At 39.7% G+C, this 12,747-nt stretch carries 13 protein-coding genes; 4 read left to right on the top strand and 9 right to left on the bottom strand.

Going from position 1 to position 12,747, the window contains the following annotated elements; genetic code table 11:
- Nucleotide 1: 1 nt before the first annotated feature.
- Both carB and rpmH read right to left on the bottom strand, forming a co-directional pair.
- The gene (gene carB, locus CHX27_RS14280; protein WP_094487434.1) at nucleotides 2-2,854 is read right to left on the bottom strand and encodes a carbamoyl-phosphate synthase large subunit; all 2,853 of its coding nucleotides are present in this window, start codon (nucleotides 2,852-2,854) and stop codon (nucleotides 2-4) included.
- A gap of 123 nt (nucleotides 2,855-2,977) precedes the next feature.
- The gene (gene rpmH, locus CHX27_RS14275; RefSeq protein ID WP_007136275.1) at nucleotides 2,978-3,139 is read right to left on the bottom strand and encodes a 50S ribosomal protein L34; all 162 of its coding nucleotides are present in this window, start codon (nucleotides 3,137-3,139) and stop codon (nucleotides 2,978-2,980) included.
- Nucleotides 3,140-3,296: 157 nt separating this feature from the next.
- On the opposite strand from rpmH, the gene CHX27_RS14270 reads away from it, so the two are divergent.
- Nucleotides 3,297-3,812 carry a hypothetical protein gene (locus tag CHX27_RS14270; RefSeq protein WP_094487433.1) on the top strand — a complete coding sequence of 172 codons (516 nt, stop codon included), beginning with the start codon at nucleotides 3,297-3,299 and terminating at the stop codon, nucleotides 3,810-3,812.
- Between the two features lie 147 nt (nucleotides 3,813-3,959).
- Nucleotides 3,960-4,619 (top strand): TlpA family protein disulfide reductase, encoded by a 660-nt coding sequence (locus CHX27_RS14265; protein WP_094487432.1) that lies wholly within the window; start codon nucleotides 3,960-3,962, stop codon nucleotides 4,617-4,619.
- Between the two features lie 37 nt (nucleotides 4,620-4,656).
- Here CHX27_RS14265 and CHX27_RS14260 read toward each other — a convergent pair whose 3' ends face one another.
- On the bottom strand, nucleotides 4,657-5,532 hold the full coding sequence (locus CHX27_RS14260; protein WP_094487431.1) for a lytic transglycosylase domain-containing protein: 876 nt from the start codon (nucleotides 5,530-5,532) through the stop codon (nucleotides 4,657-4,659).
- Complete coding sequence (locus CHX27_RS14255) at nucleotides 5,501-6,196, bottom strand: lipase family protein (protein ID WP_243389018.1); 696 nt, start codon at nucleotides 6,194-6,196, stop codon at nucleotides 5,501-5,503. Before CHX27_RS14255 ends, CHX27_RS14260 begins: the two co-directional genes overlap by 32 nt.
- Before the next feature lie 220 nt (nucleotides 6,197-6,416).
- Here CHX27_RS14255 and CHX27_RS14250 point away from each other — a divergent pair, with 220 nt between their 5' ends.
- Nucleotides 6,417-6,758 (top strand): hypothetical protein, encoded by a 342-nt coding sequence (locus tag CHX27_RS14250; RefSeq protein WP_094487430.1) that lies wholly within the window; start codon nucleotides 6,417-6,419, stop codon nucleotides 6,756-6,758.
- Between the two features lie 243 nt (nucleotides 6,759-7,001).
- Here the strand turns inward: CHX27_RS14250 and CHX27_RS14245 are convergent, their stop codons facing one another.
- From CHX27_RS14245 to mtaB, 5 genes are all read right to left on the bottom strand, one after another.
- Nucleotides 7,002-8,084, bottom strand: coding sequence for an acyltransferase family protein (locus tag CHX27_RS14245; protein ID WP_094487429.1), 1,083 nt, complete (start codon nucleotides 8,082-8,084; stop codon nucleotides 7,002-7,004).
- Nucleotides 8,085-8,262: 178 nt separating this feature from the next.
- Nucleotides 8,263-8,571: a helix-turn-helix domain-containing protein gene (locus CHX27_RS14240; RefSeq protein ID WP_094487428.1), complete on the bottom strand. Its 309-nt coding sequence runs from the start codon at nucleotides 8,569-8,571 to the stop codon at nucleotides 8,263-8,265.
- Nucleotides 8,572-8,580: 9 nt separating this feature from the next.
- Nucleotides 8,581-8,919 (bottom strand): type II toxin-antitoxin system RelE/ParE family toxin, encoded by a 339-nt coding sequence (locus CHX27_RS14235; RefSeq protein ID WP_094487427.1) that lies wholly within the window; start codon nucleotides 8,917-8,919, stop codon nucleotides 8,581-8,583.
- Between the two features lie 234 nt (nucleotides 8,920-9,153).
- Entirely contained in the window at nucleotides 9,154-10,062 is a 909-nt protein-coding gene (locus tag CHX27_RS14230; protein ID WP_094487426.1) for a homing endonuclease associated repeat-containing protein, read from the bottom strand.
- A 112-nt stretch (nucleotides 10,063-10,174) separates the two neighbouring features.
- Entirely contained in the window at nucleotides 10,175-11,494 is a 1,320-nt protein-coding gene (gene mtaB, locus CHX27_RS14225; protein WP_094487451.1) for a tRNA (N(6)-L-threonylcarbamoyladenosine(37)-C(2))-methylthiotransferase MtaB, read from the bottom strand.
- Nucleotides 11,495-11,838: 344 nt separating this feature from the next.
- On the opposite strand from mtaB, the gene ruvX reads away from it, so the two are divergent.
- Nucleotides 11,839-12,255 carry a Holliday junction resolvase RuvX gene (ruvX, locus tag CHX27_RS14220; protein WP_094487425.1) on the top strand — a complete coding sequence of 139 codons (417 nt, stop codon included), beginning with the start codon at nucleotides 11,839-11,841 and terminating at the stop codon, nucleotides 12,253-12,255.
- Nucleotides 12,256-12,747: the final 492 nt, after the last annotated feature.

Here is a 12,747-nt window from a genome sequence, read left to right as displayed (position 1 = left end):
TTTATTTACTCAAGTACATTTTTCTTCGGGCGTACAATTCGTAGAACTGATCGTCTTTCAAATCGTCGATAAATAAAATGGATTCTCCAGTCGATTTCATTTCCGGTCCGAGTGCTTTATTCACATTTCTGAACTTTGAAAACGAGAACACCGGTTGCTTGATCGCGTAACCTTGTAATTGCGGATTAAACTTGAAATCGGTTACCTTATTTACACCAAGCATCACTTTGGTAGCGTAATTTACGTAAGGCTCACCGTAGGCTTTTGCGATAAAAGGAACGGTTCGCGAGGCACGCGGATTGGCTTCGATGATGTAAACCGTATCGTCTTTGATGGCAAACTGCACGTTAATCAGACCAACCGTTTTTAGCGCAAGTGCTATTTTGTGTGTGTGATCTTTAATTTGTTGCATGACAAATTCGCCCAAATTAAAAGGCGGCAGTGTTGCATTTGAGTCGCCCGAATGAATACCACATGGTTCGATATGTTCCATAATACCAATGATATACACATTTTCACCGTCGCAAATGGCATCAGCTTCAGCTTCGATAGCACCGTCGAGGTAATGATCGAGTAGAAGCTTATTTCCGGGAATATTCTTGAGCAAATCGATAACGTGTTCTTCGAGCTCTTGTTTGTTGATGACGATTTTCATGCCTTGACCACCAAGTACGTACGACGGCCGAACTAGAAGTGGGAAGTCGAGTGAATCGGCAAGAACAGAAGCTTCGTCGGCAGTTTCAGCGATTCCGAATTTAGGATAGGGAATGTTGAGTTGCGACAAAAGTTCTGAGAACCGACCGCGATCTTCGGCTAAATCTAAGGCGTCGAAGCTGGTTCCAAGAATTCGGATGTTGTATTTCGCGAGCTTTTCAGCGAGTTTCAATGCGGTTTGTCCACCTAATTGAACGATAACGCCTTCCGGTTTTTCATGCTGAATGATGTCGTAAATATGTTCCCAAAATACGGGTTCGAAATACAGTTTGTCGGCGGTATCGAAGTCGGTTGATACCGTTTCGGGATTACAATTAATCATGATGGTTTCGAAGCCACATTCTTTTGCCGCTAGAACGCCGTGAACACAGGAGTAATCGAATTCGATACCTTGTCCGATTCGGTTTGGGCCGCTACCCAGCACCACAACTTTTTTGCGCTCGGTTACGATGCTTTCGTTGGCTACAAATCGTTCGCCGTTTGCTAATTCCACTTCCGCTTCAAAAGTAGAGTAGTAGTAAGGCGTTTGTGCTTTGAATTCGGCAGCACAGGTATCAACCAGTTTATAAACGCGTTTAACACCTAATTGTTCGCGAAGCTTGTAAATCTGGCTTTCCAAACAGCCTAGCATATGCGCAATTTGCCGGTCGGCGAATCCTTTTTGTTTGGCTTCGAGAAGTAGGTTTTTTGGAAGCGTATCGATTTGGTAGGTTGAAATCGTTTTTTCGAGTTGGTATAATTCTTCGTATTGACGCAAGAACCACATGTCGATTTTCGTGATTTCGTGTATGCGCGATAACGGAATTCCCATTTGAATGGCATCGTAAATCACAAAAACCCGATCCCAAGAGGCGTGGGTTAATTTATCGATGATTTGCTCGTAGTTGGTGTAGCTTTTACCGTCGGCACCAAGTCCGTTACGTTTAATTTCAAGCGATTGCGTTGCTTTATGCAGCGCTTCTTGAAACGAGCGCCCGATGCCCATAACTTCGCCAACAGATTTCATTTGGAGTCCGAGCGTTCTGTCGGCTCCTTCAAATTTATCGAAATTCCAACGCGGAATTTTTACGATTACGTAATCGAGCGTGGGTTCGAAAAGCGCAGAGGTTGATTTTGTAATTTGGTTTTGAAGTTCGTCGAGGGTGTATCCGAGTGCGAGTTTTGATGCAATTTTAGCAATCGGATAGCCGGTTGCTTTCGATGCAAGCGCCGACGAACGGGAAACGCGTGGGTTGATTTCGATGGCTACGATATCTTCTTTTTCATCCGGCGAAACCGCAAATTGAACGTTACAGCCACCGGCAAAGTTCCCTATGGAACGCATCATTTTGATGGCCATGTCGCGCATGCGTTGGAAGGTTTTATCAGACAGCGTCATTGCAGGAGCAACGGTTATCGAGTCGCCGGTATGTATTCCCATCGGATCCATATTTTCAATGGAGCAGATGATTACTACGTTGTCGTTTTTATCGCGAAGTAATTCAAGTTCGTATTCTTTCCAACCCAGCAATGCCTTATCGATAAGTACTTCGTGTATTGGCGAAGCTTCAAGTCCGCGTGTAAGTAAATCGTCGAAGTCTTCTTTGCGATGCACGAAAGCAGCTCCAGTTCCTCCAAGGGTAAACGACGGACGTATAACGAGCGGAAATCCGAATTCTTGGGCGATTTCTTTTCCTTTCAGAAACGAGTTTGCTGTTTTTGCTGGCGCGGCTCCAACGCCAATTTCTTCGAGCAGCTGTTTAAACTGTTCGCGGTCTTCGGTAATGTTTATGGCGTTCACATCAACACCAATCATTCGTACGTTAAAATCGTTCCAAATGCCTTTTTCGTCGGCTTCTAAACACAAATTCAAGGCTGTTTGTCCGCCCATGGTTGGGAGTACAGCATCGATTTGTGGGTGCGCTTTTAAGATTTCGATGATTGATTTGGTGGTGAGTGGCTTCAGATAAACGTGATCGGCCATGGATGGGTCGGTCATGATTGTCGCTGGATTGGAATTGATTAGAATAACTTCAATTCCTTCTTCTTTAATGGAACGTGCAGATTGTGATCCGGCGTAATCGAATTCGCAGGCTTGTCCAATAACTATTGGTCCGGAGCCGATAATTAAGACCGATTTAATGGAGTTGTCTTTTGGCATATAGATGTAGTTGTGTTGTTGTGGTAAAGGTAAATTTTAGACTTTAGATATTCGTCTTTTAATTCTAAAAAAAAAAGGCGATACCGATTAAAGTAACGCCTTAGTTCAATAGAGATAAACTCATTATTTTTTATGTCTTGGTTCGCACGAAACAGTTAATTTGTGACGACCCTTTGCACGTCTGCGCGCTAGAACTTTTCTTCCATTCGCAGAAGCCATTCTGTCCATAAAACCGTGCTTATTTCTTCTTTTTCTTTTCGATGGTTGAAACGTTCTTTTGCTCATTGCCTGTATCTTTAAAATCTAAATTAGCTGTTGATGGATTTGGTTTCTGAAAAACCGAGTGCAAATATAAGAAGACTTTTTTGTTAGGCAAGTCGTTGCGAAAAAAATAATTTAAGTTTCGGGAATTAGTATCTTTGCCCACCAAAACGGAATCATCATGTATCACAAAAATATCAAGTTATTTCTCTTTGCCTCGCTTAATGTTTTGGCTATCTGGCAGTTTACCGAATCTGAAATCGGAAACGGTATTTTCTTAATCTTACTGTCGCTCATTTTCATTTTACTCTACTTTAAGAACGAATTCATCATCTTGGCGTTCTTTAAACTGCGTAAACAAGACTTTGAAGGCGCGAAGAAGTGGTTGGCATACATTAAAAATCCACAGGCTGCATTAGTGCGAAAGCAACAAGGCTATTTTGAATATTTACATGGACTTATGCTTTCGCAGACCAATATCACGCAGGCAGAAAAGCACTTCAAGAAAGCAGTTGAGTTAGGATTGTCTATGGATACCGATTTGGCTATTGCAAAACTTAATCTTGCCGGCGTGGCTATGACGCGTCGTAGAAAGCTCGAAGCAACTAATTTACTCAACGAAGCAAAGAAATTAGACAAACAAGGTTTGCTTAAAGACCAAATTAAGTTGATGAAAGAACAGATGAAAAAGATTTAATGTAATTTTTACGTTAATTATTTAGGCTTTATCTGTTAAAAACATCCTGAAATTCGCAAAAAATCGAAAAATTTAACACTTTAGTGTTTGTTTATCGATTTTTTTATACTTTTATCTCTATAGTGCTGAATATCAATTCAGATTGAGATGAAAAAAATTCTACCATTAGTACTGTTTTTGCTCGGCAATTTGTCGTTTTCACAGACAGATCAAAAAGCGTACAGCGATGCGATTCGAAAAAACATCAAACGCTACAGCGCAATCAGCGATCGAGCTTATTTGGTTGGAAAGACTGCCGAAGCCGAATACCTTTTTGATACTTTAGTTAATAATCATCTCGTAGGTACGCGCTTCACCGATTTTCAGCTCAAACGTCTTTATGGCGGAAAATTGAAACTTTCTTCCATCAAAAAGCCAATACTCATTCAAACGTATGCCTCGTGGTGTATCATAAACAAAGGCGAAATACCCGCTTTGAACAAACTAGCGCGGCAGCATGCCAAAGATTTACAAATCATTGTGGTTTTTTGGGATCGAAAGCAAGCGGCCAAAGCCGTAGCTGCGCAATTTAACGGGTATATCGAAGTGTGTTATGCCAACGAGTCGTATTCGAAAGATACCGAGGTTGTGGCTACGATGAAAAATGCCATTGGATATTTGTCCTCGTATTTCTTAAACGACAACTTGGAAGTACTCAGCATTCGTAAAGGCGCTCCGTTACAAATCCCAAAGAAAACGCCTATAAAAGAAGCTATTCGTTTGAATTTTGAATTCTACAATACTCAAATTGCTGATAACTTAGTATAGAGCAATCTCAAAAAAGAGCACATCGCTCATCAATAAACTACTGCGGAATCAGGATTTCGTATGGTTTACGATTTAAATTAGGCAGTTTTTTGTCGCGCAACCACGGGTTGTGATACTTCAAGGTTTTGTAATTAATTCCTTGCATTTTCGCGAAACGAACTAAATCGGTGATCGTAGTATCTACAACTACTTTTTTAGTCGGAATCGGTTTGTATAGCTCGGCTGCACTAAACGTAAATCCGTAGGTTGCCGGATTTTTCATGACTTCTTTTAGTGCTAGAATTCGAAAAACATACCGGTGCGTTTCTTCGGTGAGCAATAAATCGTAGTAATTTGTTTCGTTTTGAATATCCATTTGTTTTTGCACGCCAGCCATACCGCCGTTGTAAGAAGCAGCGGCTAGTGTCCACGATCCGAATTTGCGTTTGGCGTCGAGCAAGTACTTACAAGCTGCTTCGGTTGATTTCTCTACGTGATACCGTTCGTCAACAAATTCGGTTACTTCCATACCGCGTTCTTTTGCTGTGGTTGGCATAAATTGCCAAAAACCTTTTGCTCCTGCCGATGACGTTGCGTTCATCAAAGCGCTTTCTGCCACGGCTAGATATTTAAAATCGTCTGGAACACCATTTTTCGCCAATATTGGTTCGATAATCGGGAAAAAGCGTGCCGAACGTTTAATGATCAACAAGGTCGATGCATCCAAATTTGCATTTACAATCAATTCACGTTCAAAGCGTTCGCGAACATCCTCAACATGTAACGGTGTAGGTTCTCCAGCGAATTCAGCCGCAGTTGGCGCGTACGGATGTTTCATTTCGTTAGAACGATACCGTACCGCAAAAATCGATGTGGCAATAATTCCGCTGCTAACCAATACACTAAGAGCCAGTGTTTTCCAATTCGTTTTCATTTCGTTCTATAATTTTTGGCAAATTTTCATTTAGCCATTTGTATTTATTTAAAATCATGATGTGCGTTCCGTCCTTAATCCAAATTGCATTTTTGATGTACTTCGGCGGAAAAACCTCGTCGGCATCACCATGTAAGTGTATTACTTCGGAATCAACCTCGATTCGATTCCATAAAATTACTTGTTCGATCGACCATTGCAAATATTTTTCATCCCGAACCGAAAGAAATTTCTCATATAACTTCAAACGTTTGTTTATAGTATCGCCAAAACTAAATTTTGCTAATTGCTCGACATTCAGGAGCAGTTTTATGGGCAAGAGCTTGTACGCTTTAGTTGTTTTGGCAATTTTAAAGCGTCGCGGAAATTCAAGATTACTTTTGACGCTAGAAATGATAATCACTTTTTCAGGTTTTACAAAGCTTTTCATTTCTTGAACTAAAATGCCACCAAATGATACACCAATTAAAATAATGTGTTTCCCGGTTACCTTCTTCGATAATCGCTCGGCATAAGCCGTCAATGATTCGGCTTCCAACGGAATTTGCCATTCCAATAAATGTACGTTATAACGATCGCTGGGTAGTGCAATACGTTCAAATATAAGTGGACTTGCAGCCAAACCGGGCATCAAATAAACGTCGTATTTTTTGGGTGTCGACATAGTTGTAACAATGAATGATTAAAAGTAGCGTTATCTAAGTGAGTGCAGCGTAAAAGTTCCGTTAAATAATTAACAGTTTTATTCAGGAAGCTTCAGTCAAACAGGGTTGAACGATTGCGAAACGGTTATATTTTACACTATTGAAAGCGCGTATCTTACTGCTTTTCGCTATTTTTAACGCAGCTACTTCCACTCAACCTAGGTTTCTCGAGTTTAGATTATGAACGACGAATTGTTACGAAATAAAATTATTGCCTTTTTTAGCGGTATCGACACGTACTACGGCGTAAAGCTCGAGGTTACCGAAAGTATTTATACGGCTTTTCCAGATGTGACAACTACCGACGGCACCTGGAATTTATCCGAGTTTGTTTTAGCAAATGCTGCGTACCGAAAAGACGGCAATCGGTTTATGATTGAAGGTAGTGGCAGGTATATCGAATTTGCTGCTTTACAAATTATTGGATTTACGCAATCGGGTCGACACAAATATGAAATCGTGGAACAGTACGGAACCAGTGTTTTTCGTGTCACGAAATTGCGATTTTTTGATCGGTATTGATACCCTTTTTCACTCACGTTTATTTGGTAACGTTTTTCCCAGCCCCGACAGTCGCGAAAAGCGCGCAAAATAAAACCAAGCTATTTTGCTGGAAGCTGTGGCGACCAGCGGAAGCCGCGAGCTGAACACACAAAATACTTGGTTTTATTGCGTACTTGAAGCAAATGGCGGGATTAGCTGCCAAATAACTAATCAATTTTCCTAGAATTTTTCAACACAAGATTTTATGAGGATTTTTTACAATTAATAAAAGTACTTCTTAAGTTTTAAAAAGTGCTTTTCAAAGCAATGATAAGATAAAATACTAACTAGAATAGTAGTAATTAATGAAACTACGGCGGTGATTATAAAATTAAATTCGCTAGTGGAAAATTCGAATTTCAAAAAAAAATTGATAACCACGGTGTGGGTCAAATACAAGCTGTAGGTGTAAATTCCTAATTTACTTACATATAAATTGTTTGAAATTCGGATTCCATTCTTCTCCGGAAGTGTAAACAAAATCAGCGCGGAAAATGTGATTCCAAGTACGGTCGGCGCCAGTGCATTGAGCCAGTAGGAATTTAAGTTTGGAATGATAAAAACGAGCATGATTGCTGTTAGCGCGAGGATATACTTAGTTAAATTATGCATTTTCTGAACGCGTATTAAAAGCTCTGGTTTAAATAAAAGAATGTATGCAGGTATTGCACCGTATGCGAAATAATCGAGATTAGTTGGCAAATCAAGCCATTCTACACCCATATGATGATAAATGTATCGCGACAAGTTTGCAAATAGTATAGCGCAAAATATTAATTGTGGCACTTTTTTTATCGGCAGAATAGCGATAATGATTCCCCACAGCACGTAGAAATGTTCTTCGACACACAAGGACCACATCACGCGAAGAGGCGATACATTTGGAAAGCCGTTGGTTGTCATCATCATGTAGTTTTCTAAAAATAGGGCAGAGATGAACCAATTAGGATTGTAGCCATCTTTGGGAAACGACAATTGTAAAATATCGAGAAAGTAGGGAGTAAGAAAGGCGAAAAGTAACACGGCATAGAATAGAGGCCAAATTCGTAAAATGCGGCGGACAAAAAAATTTTTTAACGAGATCCTTCTTACAGAGCTTTTTTCATGTAGTAAAATGTAAGTAATTAAAAAACCGCTTAATACGAAGAAAAAGGAAACGCCTATTTTGCCGGATTTTGTAAAGAATGAGAAAACAGAAAAATCAGGAACTGGAACATGTTGTAAAAAAACCAAAAAGAACGAGAGAAACCGTAAGGCATCGAAGGTGTGAAAGTACTTTCTGTCGAGCTGTTCGAATTTATCCACGTCTGGTTAAAAAAAAGTGAAAGTTACTGCAATTAGTTTGGGAAACGGGCGCAAACTGTAAATGAAGCGTATTTCCGCGTGCGACCTACTAACTTTTCTAATATCAAAACTAGAATTTTTCAGGAGTTTACCAAAAAATTCTACGTGTAATATAACTGAAAAAAGGATTGCTAATTATTCAAAAATCAACCGTAATTTTCAATTGTCCTCCTAGACCATCTCTGATGATTCGAAGCAACGTTGAAAGCCGAATGTCGCTCGCATCGTTTTCAATACGCGAAATATAGTTTTTGGTTGTTCCGCATTTTTCGGCTAGCTGTTCTTGCGTCAAACCTTGTTCTTTCCGCAATTCTTGAAGCATCACTCCGAGTTTAAAAGCTTCGAATTCGGCTTCATAAAGATCTCGCTCTGCAGTACCTTTTTTTCCGTACTGTAAATCCAAATGGGCAGAAAATGAAGTAAGCTGATTTGTAGCGGCAGTATTCATAGTTTTCGGTTACTTTTTAAATTCCTCATAGTATTCTTTTCTTAGTCGTAAAGCTAACTCTATCTCCTTTCTTGGAGTTTTTAAAGTCTTCTTCTGGAAGCCATTAACTAGAATGATCAAATTTCCCTCATCAAAAAAACTAAAAACTCTATAGATGTTTGACTGTACTTCAACGCTAATCTCATAAATTCCCTTAGTACCAGAAATGTGTTTAAAATAGTTCTCTGGCACCATATCTATTGTTGCAATTAGTTGCAGTGTGTAGTTAAATTTTCTCTGTACTTCAGCTGTTTGTGCAGTGAAAAATTCGAGATAGTAGCCTCTAAAGTAAAATATATTCCGATTCATTCTGTATGGCGAAAAACACAAAGTTACCTATTTAGGCAACAAATTGCAAATAAAATTTTATGTAAACCGATTTTCGTTAGTTTGAAGTTATTGAAGGATGATTATGTTTTGAAAATAATAAGACTTAATGAAGCAATGATTTTAGTGTTGATTGGAACATACCAATTGAAAGAGTTGAAATAAACTAGCTTGTTGCCAAAAAAATGAAGAAAAAATAATTATTTAAAAGTAGTTTTAGTCAACGTACCTATTACCTTTTCCTAGGTTACAACTACTGCATGTTGTTTGAAGATTTTCAAGAGTTGTTAATCCGCCTTTCGAGAATGGAATTATGTGGTCTAAGTGTAACTTACAAGCTAAATCTAAAGCAGGACTACTTCCACATTTAACACATCTAAATCTGTCTCGTGATAATACTTTGTAGCGTAATCCAAGAGGAATGTCTCTTCTATTTATTTGTTTTATTCTTTCTGTTTTTGTCACTATTTTATGTTCATAATTTAACTCTTCTTTAAATGTTGAATTATCATTATCCATAAAATCGATAAATGCCTTTAAAGCAGAACTCCACTTACCCCATCTTTTCTCATATGCTCCAACGGAAATACCTGATGGTGGAGAGTCCATTTCCCGATAATAAGGTTGCCTGCCGTAATGAGTCCAAACTAGAAGTAAATTTTCGAAGTAATCTTCCAGCGTGTAGCGTTTAGCCATTTTCACTTCTTGTAGCCCCGCCATTTTTAATGCCTCTTTCCAACTTCCGAAACGCCTGCATATAGATGATGCACTTAAACCAGAATTTTTATTGAAATCTGTTTGCGATAGCTCATCTTTATCTAGTTTTTTTGCTATCTTCTTTAGTTCACTTATTAACTCTGAATCAAGTAACTTTTTAGCAACTTGATTTTTCATTTTTATTGATACGGTTCTTCCGCTGTATCGATTTTCTAGACCAAATTCAATCAATACTTGTTCCCAAGAACCGAACTTTTTTGTCAACGTGCTTGATGAAATTTTCGATAAAGAATCAAATTTCTTTTTTGAAATTACGGCATCAGAAATAAGATTTGCAGCACGAATTACTTCGTTTTTTATTTCGTCGTAAGTCGCTCCATTAGATAGCCTTTCCAGTTCAAATTTCATCTTAATTGCTAGTTTAAAATTTTAAGAAAAGTAAAGAGAAGCTATTTTTTTTATGAAAAATTAGCTTAACCGTTTAAATTATGAGTTATTTTTTTGAGATTAAAAAAATCGATTACTCCGCCTGAGGTGCTACACGAACCAAGCCGTCGTCGTCGATTTTCGTTAAAATCACCGCTTCCAAAACATTGGCGAATTCCGGATTCCAAGGTTTTTTTACCTTAACGTAGTTTTCTGTAAAACCGTGCATGTAGCCCGAACGATTCTCGGTTTCCCACAAAACGGTACGCTTGGTGCCTAATTGCGATTCGTAGAACGCGCGACGCTTTTTAACCGACAAGCCGCGTAACATTTTGCTTCGCTTAGCACGTACAGCAGTATCAACCACATCGCTCATTACGGCGGCTTCCGTGTTGTCGCGTTCCGAGTACGTAAAAACGTGCAGGTACGAAATATCCAAATCGCTCAAAAACTGGTAGGTTTCCAGAAAGTGGGCATCGGTTTCACCCGGAAATCCAACAATAACATCCACACCAATACAGGCGTGCGGCATCGCTTCGCGAATCGCAGTAACACGGTCTTGGTATAGTTCGCGCAAGTATCTGCGTTTCATTTTTTTCAAAATATCGTTGCTACCCGATTGCAATGGAATATGGAAATGCGGCACAAAAGTCTTGCTTTGCGCAACAAACTGAATGGTTTCGTTTTTGAGTAGGTTCGGCTCAATCGACGAGATTCTCAAACGTTCAATGCCCGACACCTGATCTAAAGCTTGTACTAAATCTAAAAAGGTATGTTCGTGCTTCTTATTTCCGAATTCTCCTTTGCCGTAATCGCCAATATTTACGCCGGTTAACACAATTTCTTTGATGTCTTGTGCGGCAATTTCAGCGGCATTTTTCAATACGTTTTCTAAAGCGTCGGAACGAGATATTCCGCGCGCCAACGGAATCGTGCAATAGGTGCATTTGTAATCGCAACCGTCTTGTACTTTAAGAAATGCCCGCGTACGGTCGCCAATCGAGTAGGAGCCTACGTAAAAGTCGGCCTCCGATATCTCGCACGAATGTATTTCACCGCGATCGTTTTTCGATAAATCGTTTAAATAATCGGTAATTTTAAACTTTTCCGTTGCTCCCAAAACCAAGTCAACACCATCTACAGCAGCCAATTCCTCTGGTTTCAATTGCGCGTAACAACCCACAGCTGCCACAAACGCATCCGGATTTAACTTTTGCGCTTTTCGCACAATTTGCTTAAACTGCTTATCGGCATTTTCCGTTACCGAACAAGTGTTAATGACGTAAATATCAGCCACTTCCTCGAAATCGACACGGTCAAAACCTTCCTGCGTAAAACTCCGCGCAATAGTCGAAGTTTCCGAGAAGTTCAGCTTGCAGCCAAGCGTGTAAAATGCAACTTTTTTAGAATTCATTTTTTTTTGGGCGTTACCCGGCATTTCCCAGCGCAGTCCGAGCAAAGCCGGGTCGGGCTGTACGTTACAAGCTTTTTTGGGCTTTTCCTAGCAAAGCCGCTCAGCCCAAAAAAGGCTTTTCACTGCCATCCCTAACGCGAAAATCGTTGCCCAAAAAAAGCATGCAAAAATACTGAGAATTATCTAAAAAAATCGTTTTTAAAACTCATTTTACCTGCCACGGCTTACCGACTGCTTCTTGCCTTTGTCGTTTCAGTTCGTTGACCAATTCCCATAACTGCAATTACAGCACTTTCGTAAGAATTTCATTTCATCTATGTCGCATACTTTCGCATCTTTGCAGCATGAAAAAACGCATATTGGCAATCGATTACGGAGGCAAACGCTGCGGTATCGCTGTTACCGACGAGCTGCAACTCATTGCTTCGCCGCTAACAACTGTCGATACCAAGGAATTGTTTCCTTTTCTCACGAAGTATTTCCAAACCGAAGTCGTTGAAACCTTACTTGTTGGCGAGCCTAAACGTTTCGACGGTTCCGATTCGCAAATTGCTGCCGCAATAAACCAATTTATCGCAAAATTCCAGCAAGAGTTTCCCGACATTGCCGTGGTTCGCATCGACGAGCGTTTTAGTTCCAAAATGGCATTCCAAACGATGATTGATAGCGGAATTTCGAAACAAAAACGTCGCGACAAAGGCACAGTAGACAAGATTGCAGCAGCGATCATACTTCAAGATTATTTGCATTATAGAAAATAGGGTTGTGCTCTGAAACAGTTTGTACCAAACTTCGTTTTAAAGTTTTTTCGATTGACTGTGAGCGTTTTGTAGTCGAGTACGAAGCGAAATTAGTAACTGTTTTCAAATATTGATTACGGTTTTTCCGTAAATTTTGATTTATTAAATTCGAGTGCAAGAGGGGGGACGAGGAGTGAATGTGTATGGATTTTACTTTGGATGTGGCGGCTAGAGCGGCAATTTACGTGAGCTTTTTGTTGTTTGTAAATAACCGTGGTAAACTACCACTTATCTGACAGTACGGAAGTTCGTTGGAACGATTTTACGGTTTTTCCGTAAATTTTCAGTTTTTTTGGTTTTCAAAAATGCGAAGTGAAATAGTGTGGATAGGCATGAAAATCGGCTGTTTTTAACCTCAATTTGCTCGCTTAAGTCGCTAGATTTGGTAGTTTGTGGTTGTTTGTAAAAAACCGTGGTAAACTACCACTTATCTGACAGTACGGAAGTTCGTTG

Origin of the sequence: Flavobacterium aurantiibacter, from assembly GCF_002251775.1 — a bacterium.
Taxonomy (GTDB): domain Bacteria; phylum Bacteroidota; class Bacteroidia; order Flavobacteriales; family Flavobacteriaceae; genus Flavobacterium; species Flavobacterium aurantiibacter.
The sequence above is the reverse complement of the archived record's forward strand: the minus strand, read 5'-3'. Positions and strand labels throughout refer to the sequence as shown.

Excerpts from the sequence above, each read along its gene's own strand:
- CHX27_RS14250 (WP_094487430.1), top strand. The coding sequence starts at position 6,417 with ATGAACGACGAATTGTTACGAAATAAAATTATTGCCTTTTTTAGCGGT.
- mtaB (WP_094487451.1), bottom strand. The coding sequence starts at position 11,494 with ATGAATTCTAAAAAAGTTGCATTTTACACGCTTGGCTGCAAGCTGAAC.
- CHX27_RS14270 (WP_094487433.1), top strand. The coding sequence starts at position 3,297 with ATGTATCACAAAAATATCAAGTTATTTCTCTTTGCCTCGCTTAATGTT.
- CHX27_RS14265 (WP_094487432.1), top strand. The coding sequence starts at position 3,960 with ATGAAAAAAATTCTACCATTAGTACTGTTTTTGCTCGGCAATTTGTCG.
- CHX27_RS14235 (WP_094487427.1), bottom strand. The coding sequence starts at position 8,919 with ATGAATCGGAATATATTTTACTTTAGAGGCTACTATCTCGAATTTTTC.
- ruvX (WP_094487425.1), top strand. The coding sequence starts at position 11,839 with ATGAAAAAACGCATATTGGCAATCGATTACGGAGGCAAACGCTGCGGT.
- CHX27_RS14260 (WP_094487431.1), bottom strand. The coding sequence starts at position 5,532 with ATGAAAACGAATTGGAAAACACTGGCTCTTAGTGTATTGGTTAGCAGC.
- CHX27_RS14255 (WP_243389018.1), bottom strand. The coding sequence starts at position 6,196 with ATGTCGACACCCAAAAAATACGACGTTTATTTGATGCCCGGTTTGGCT.
- CHX27_RS14240 (WP_094487428.1), bottom strand. The coding sequence starts at position 8,571 with ATGAATACTGCCGCTACAAATCAGCTTACTTCATTTTCTGCCCATTTG.
- CHX27_RS14230 (WP_094487426.1), bottom strand. The coding sequence starts at position 10,062 with ATGAAATTTGAACTGGAAAGGCTATCTAATGGAGCGACTTACGACGAA.
- rpmH (WP_007136275.1), bottom strand. The coding sequence starts at position 3,139 with ATGAGCAAAAGAACGTTTCAACCATCGAAAAGAAAAAGAAGAAATAAG.
- carB (WP_094487434.1), bottom strand. The coding sequence starts at position 2,854 with ATGCCAAAAGACAACTCCATTAAATCGGTCTTAATTATCGGCTCCGGA.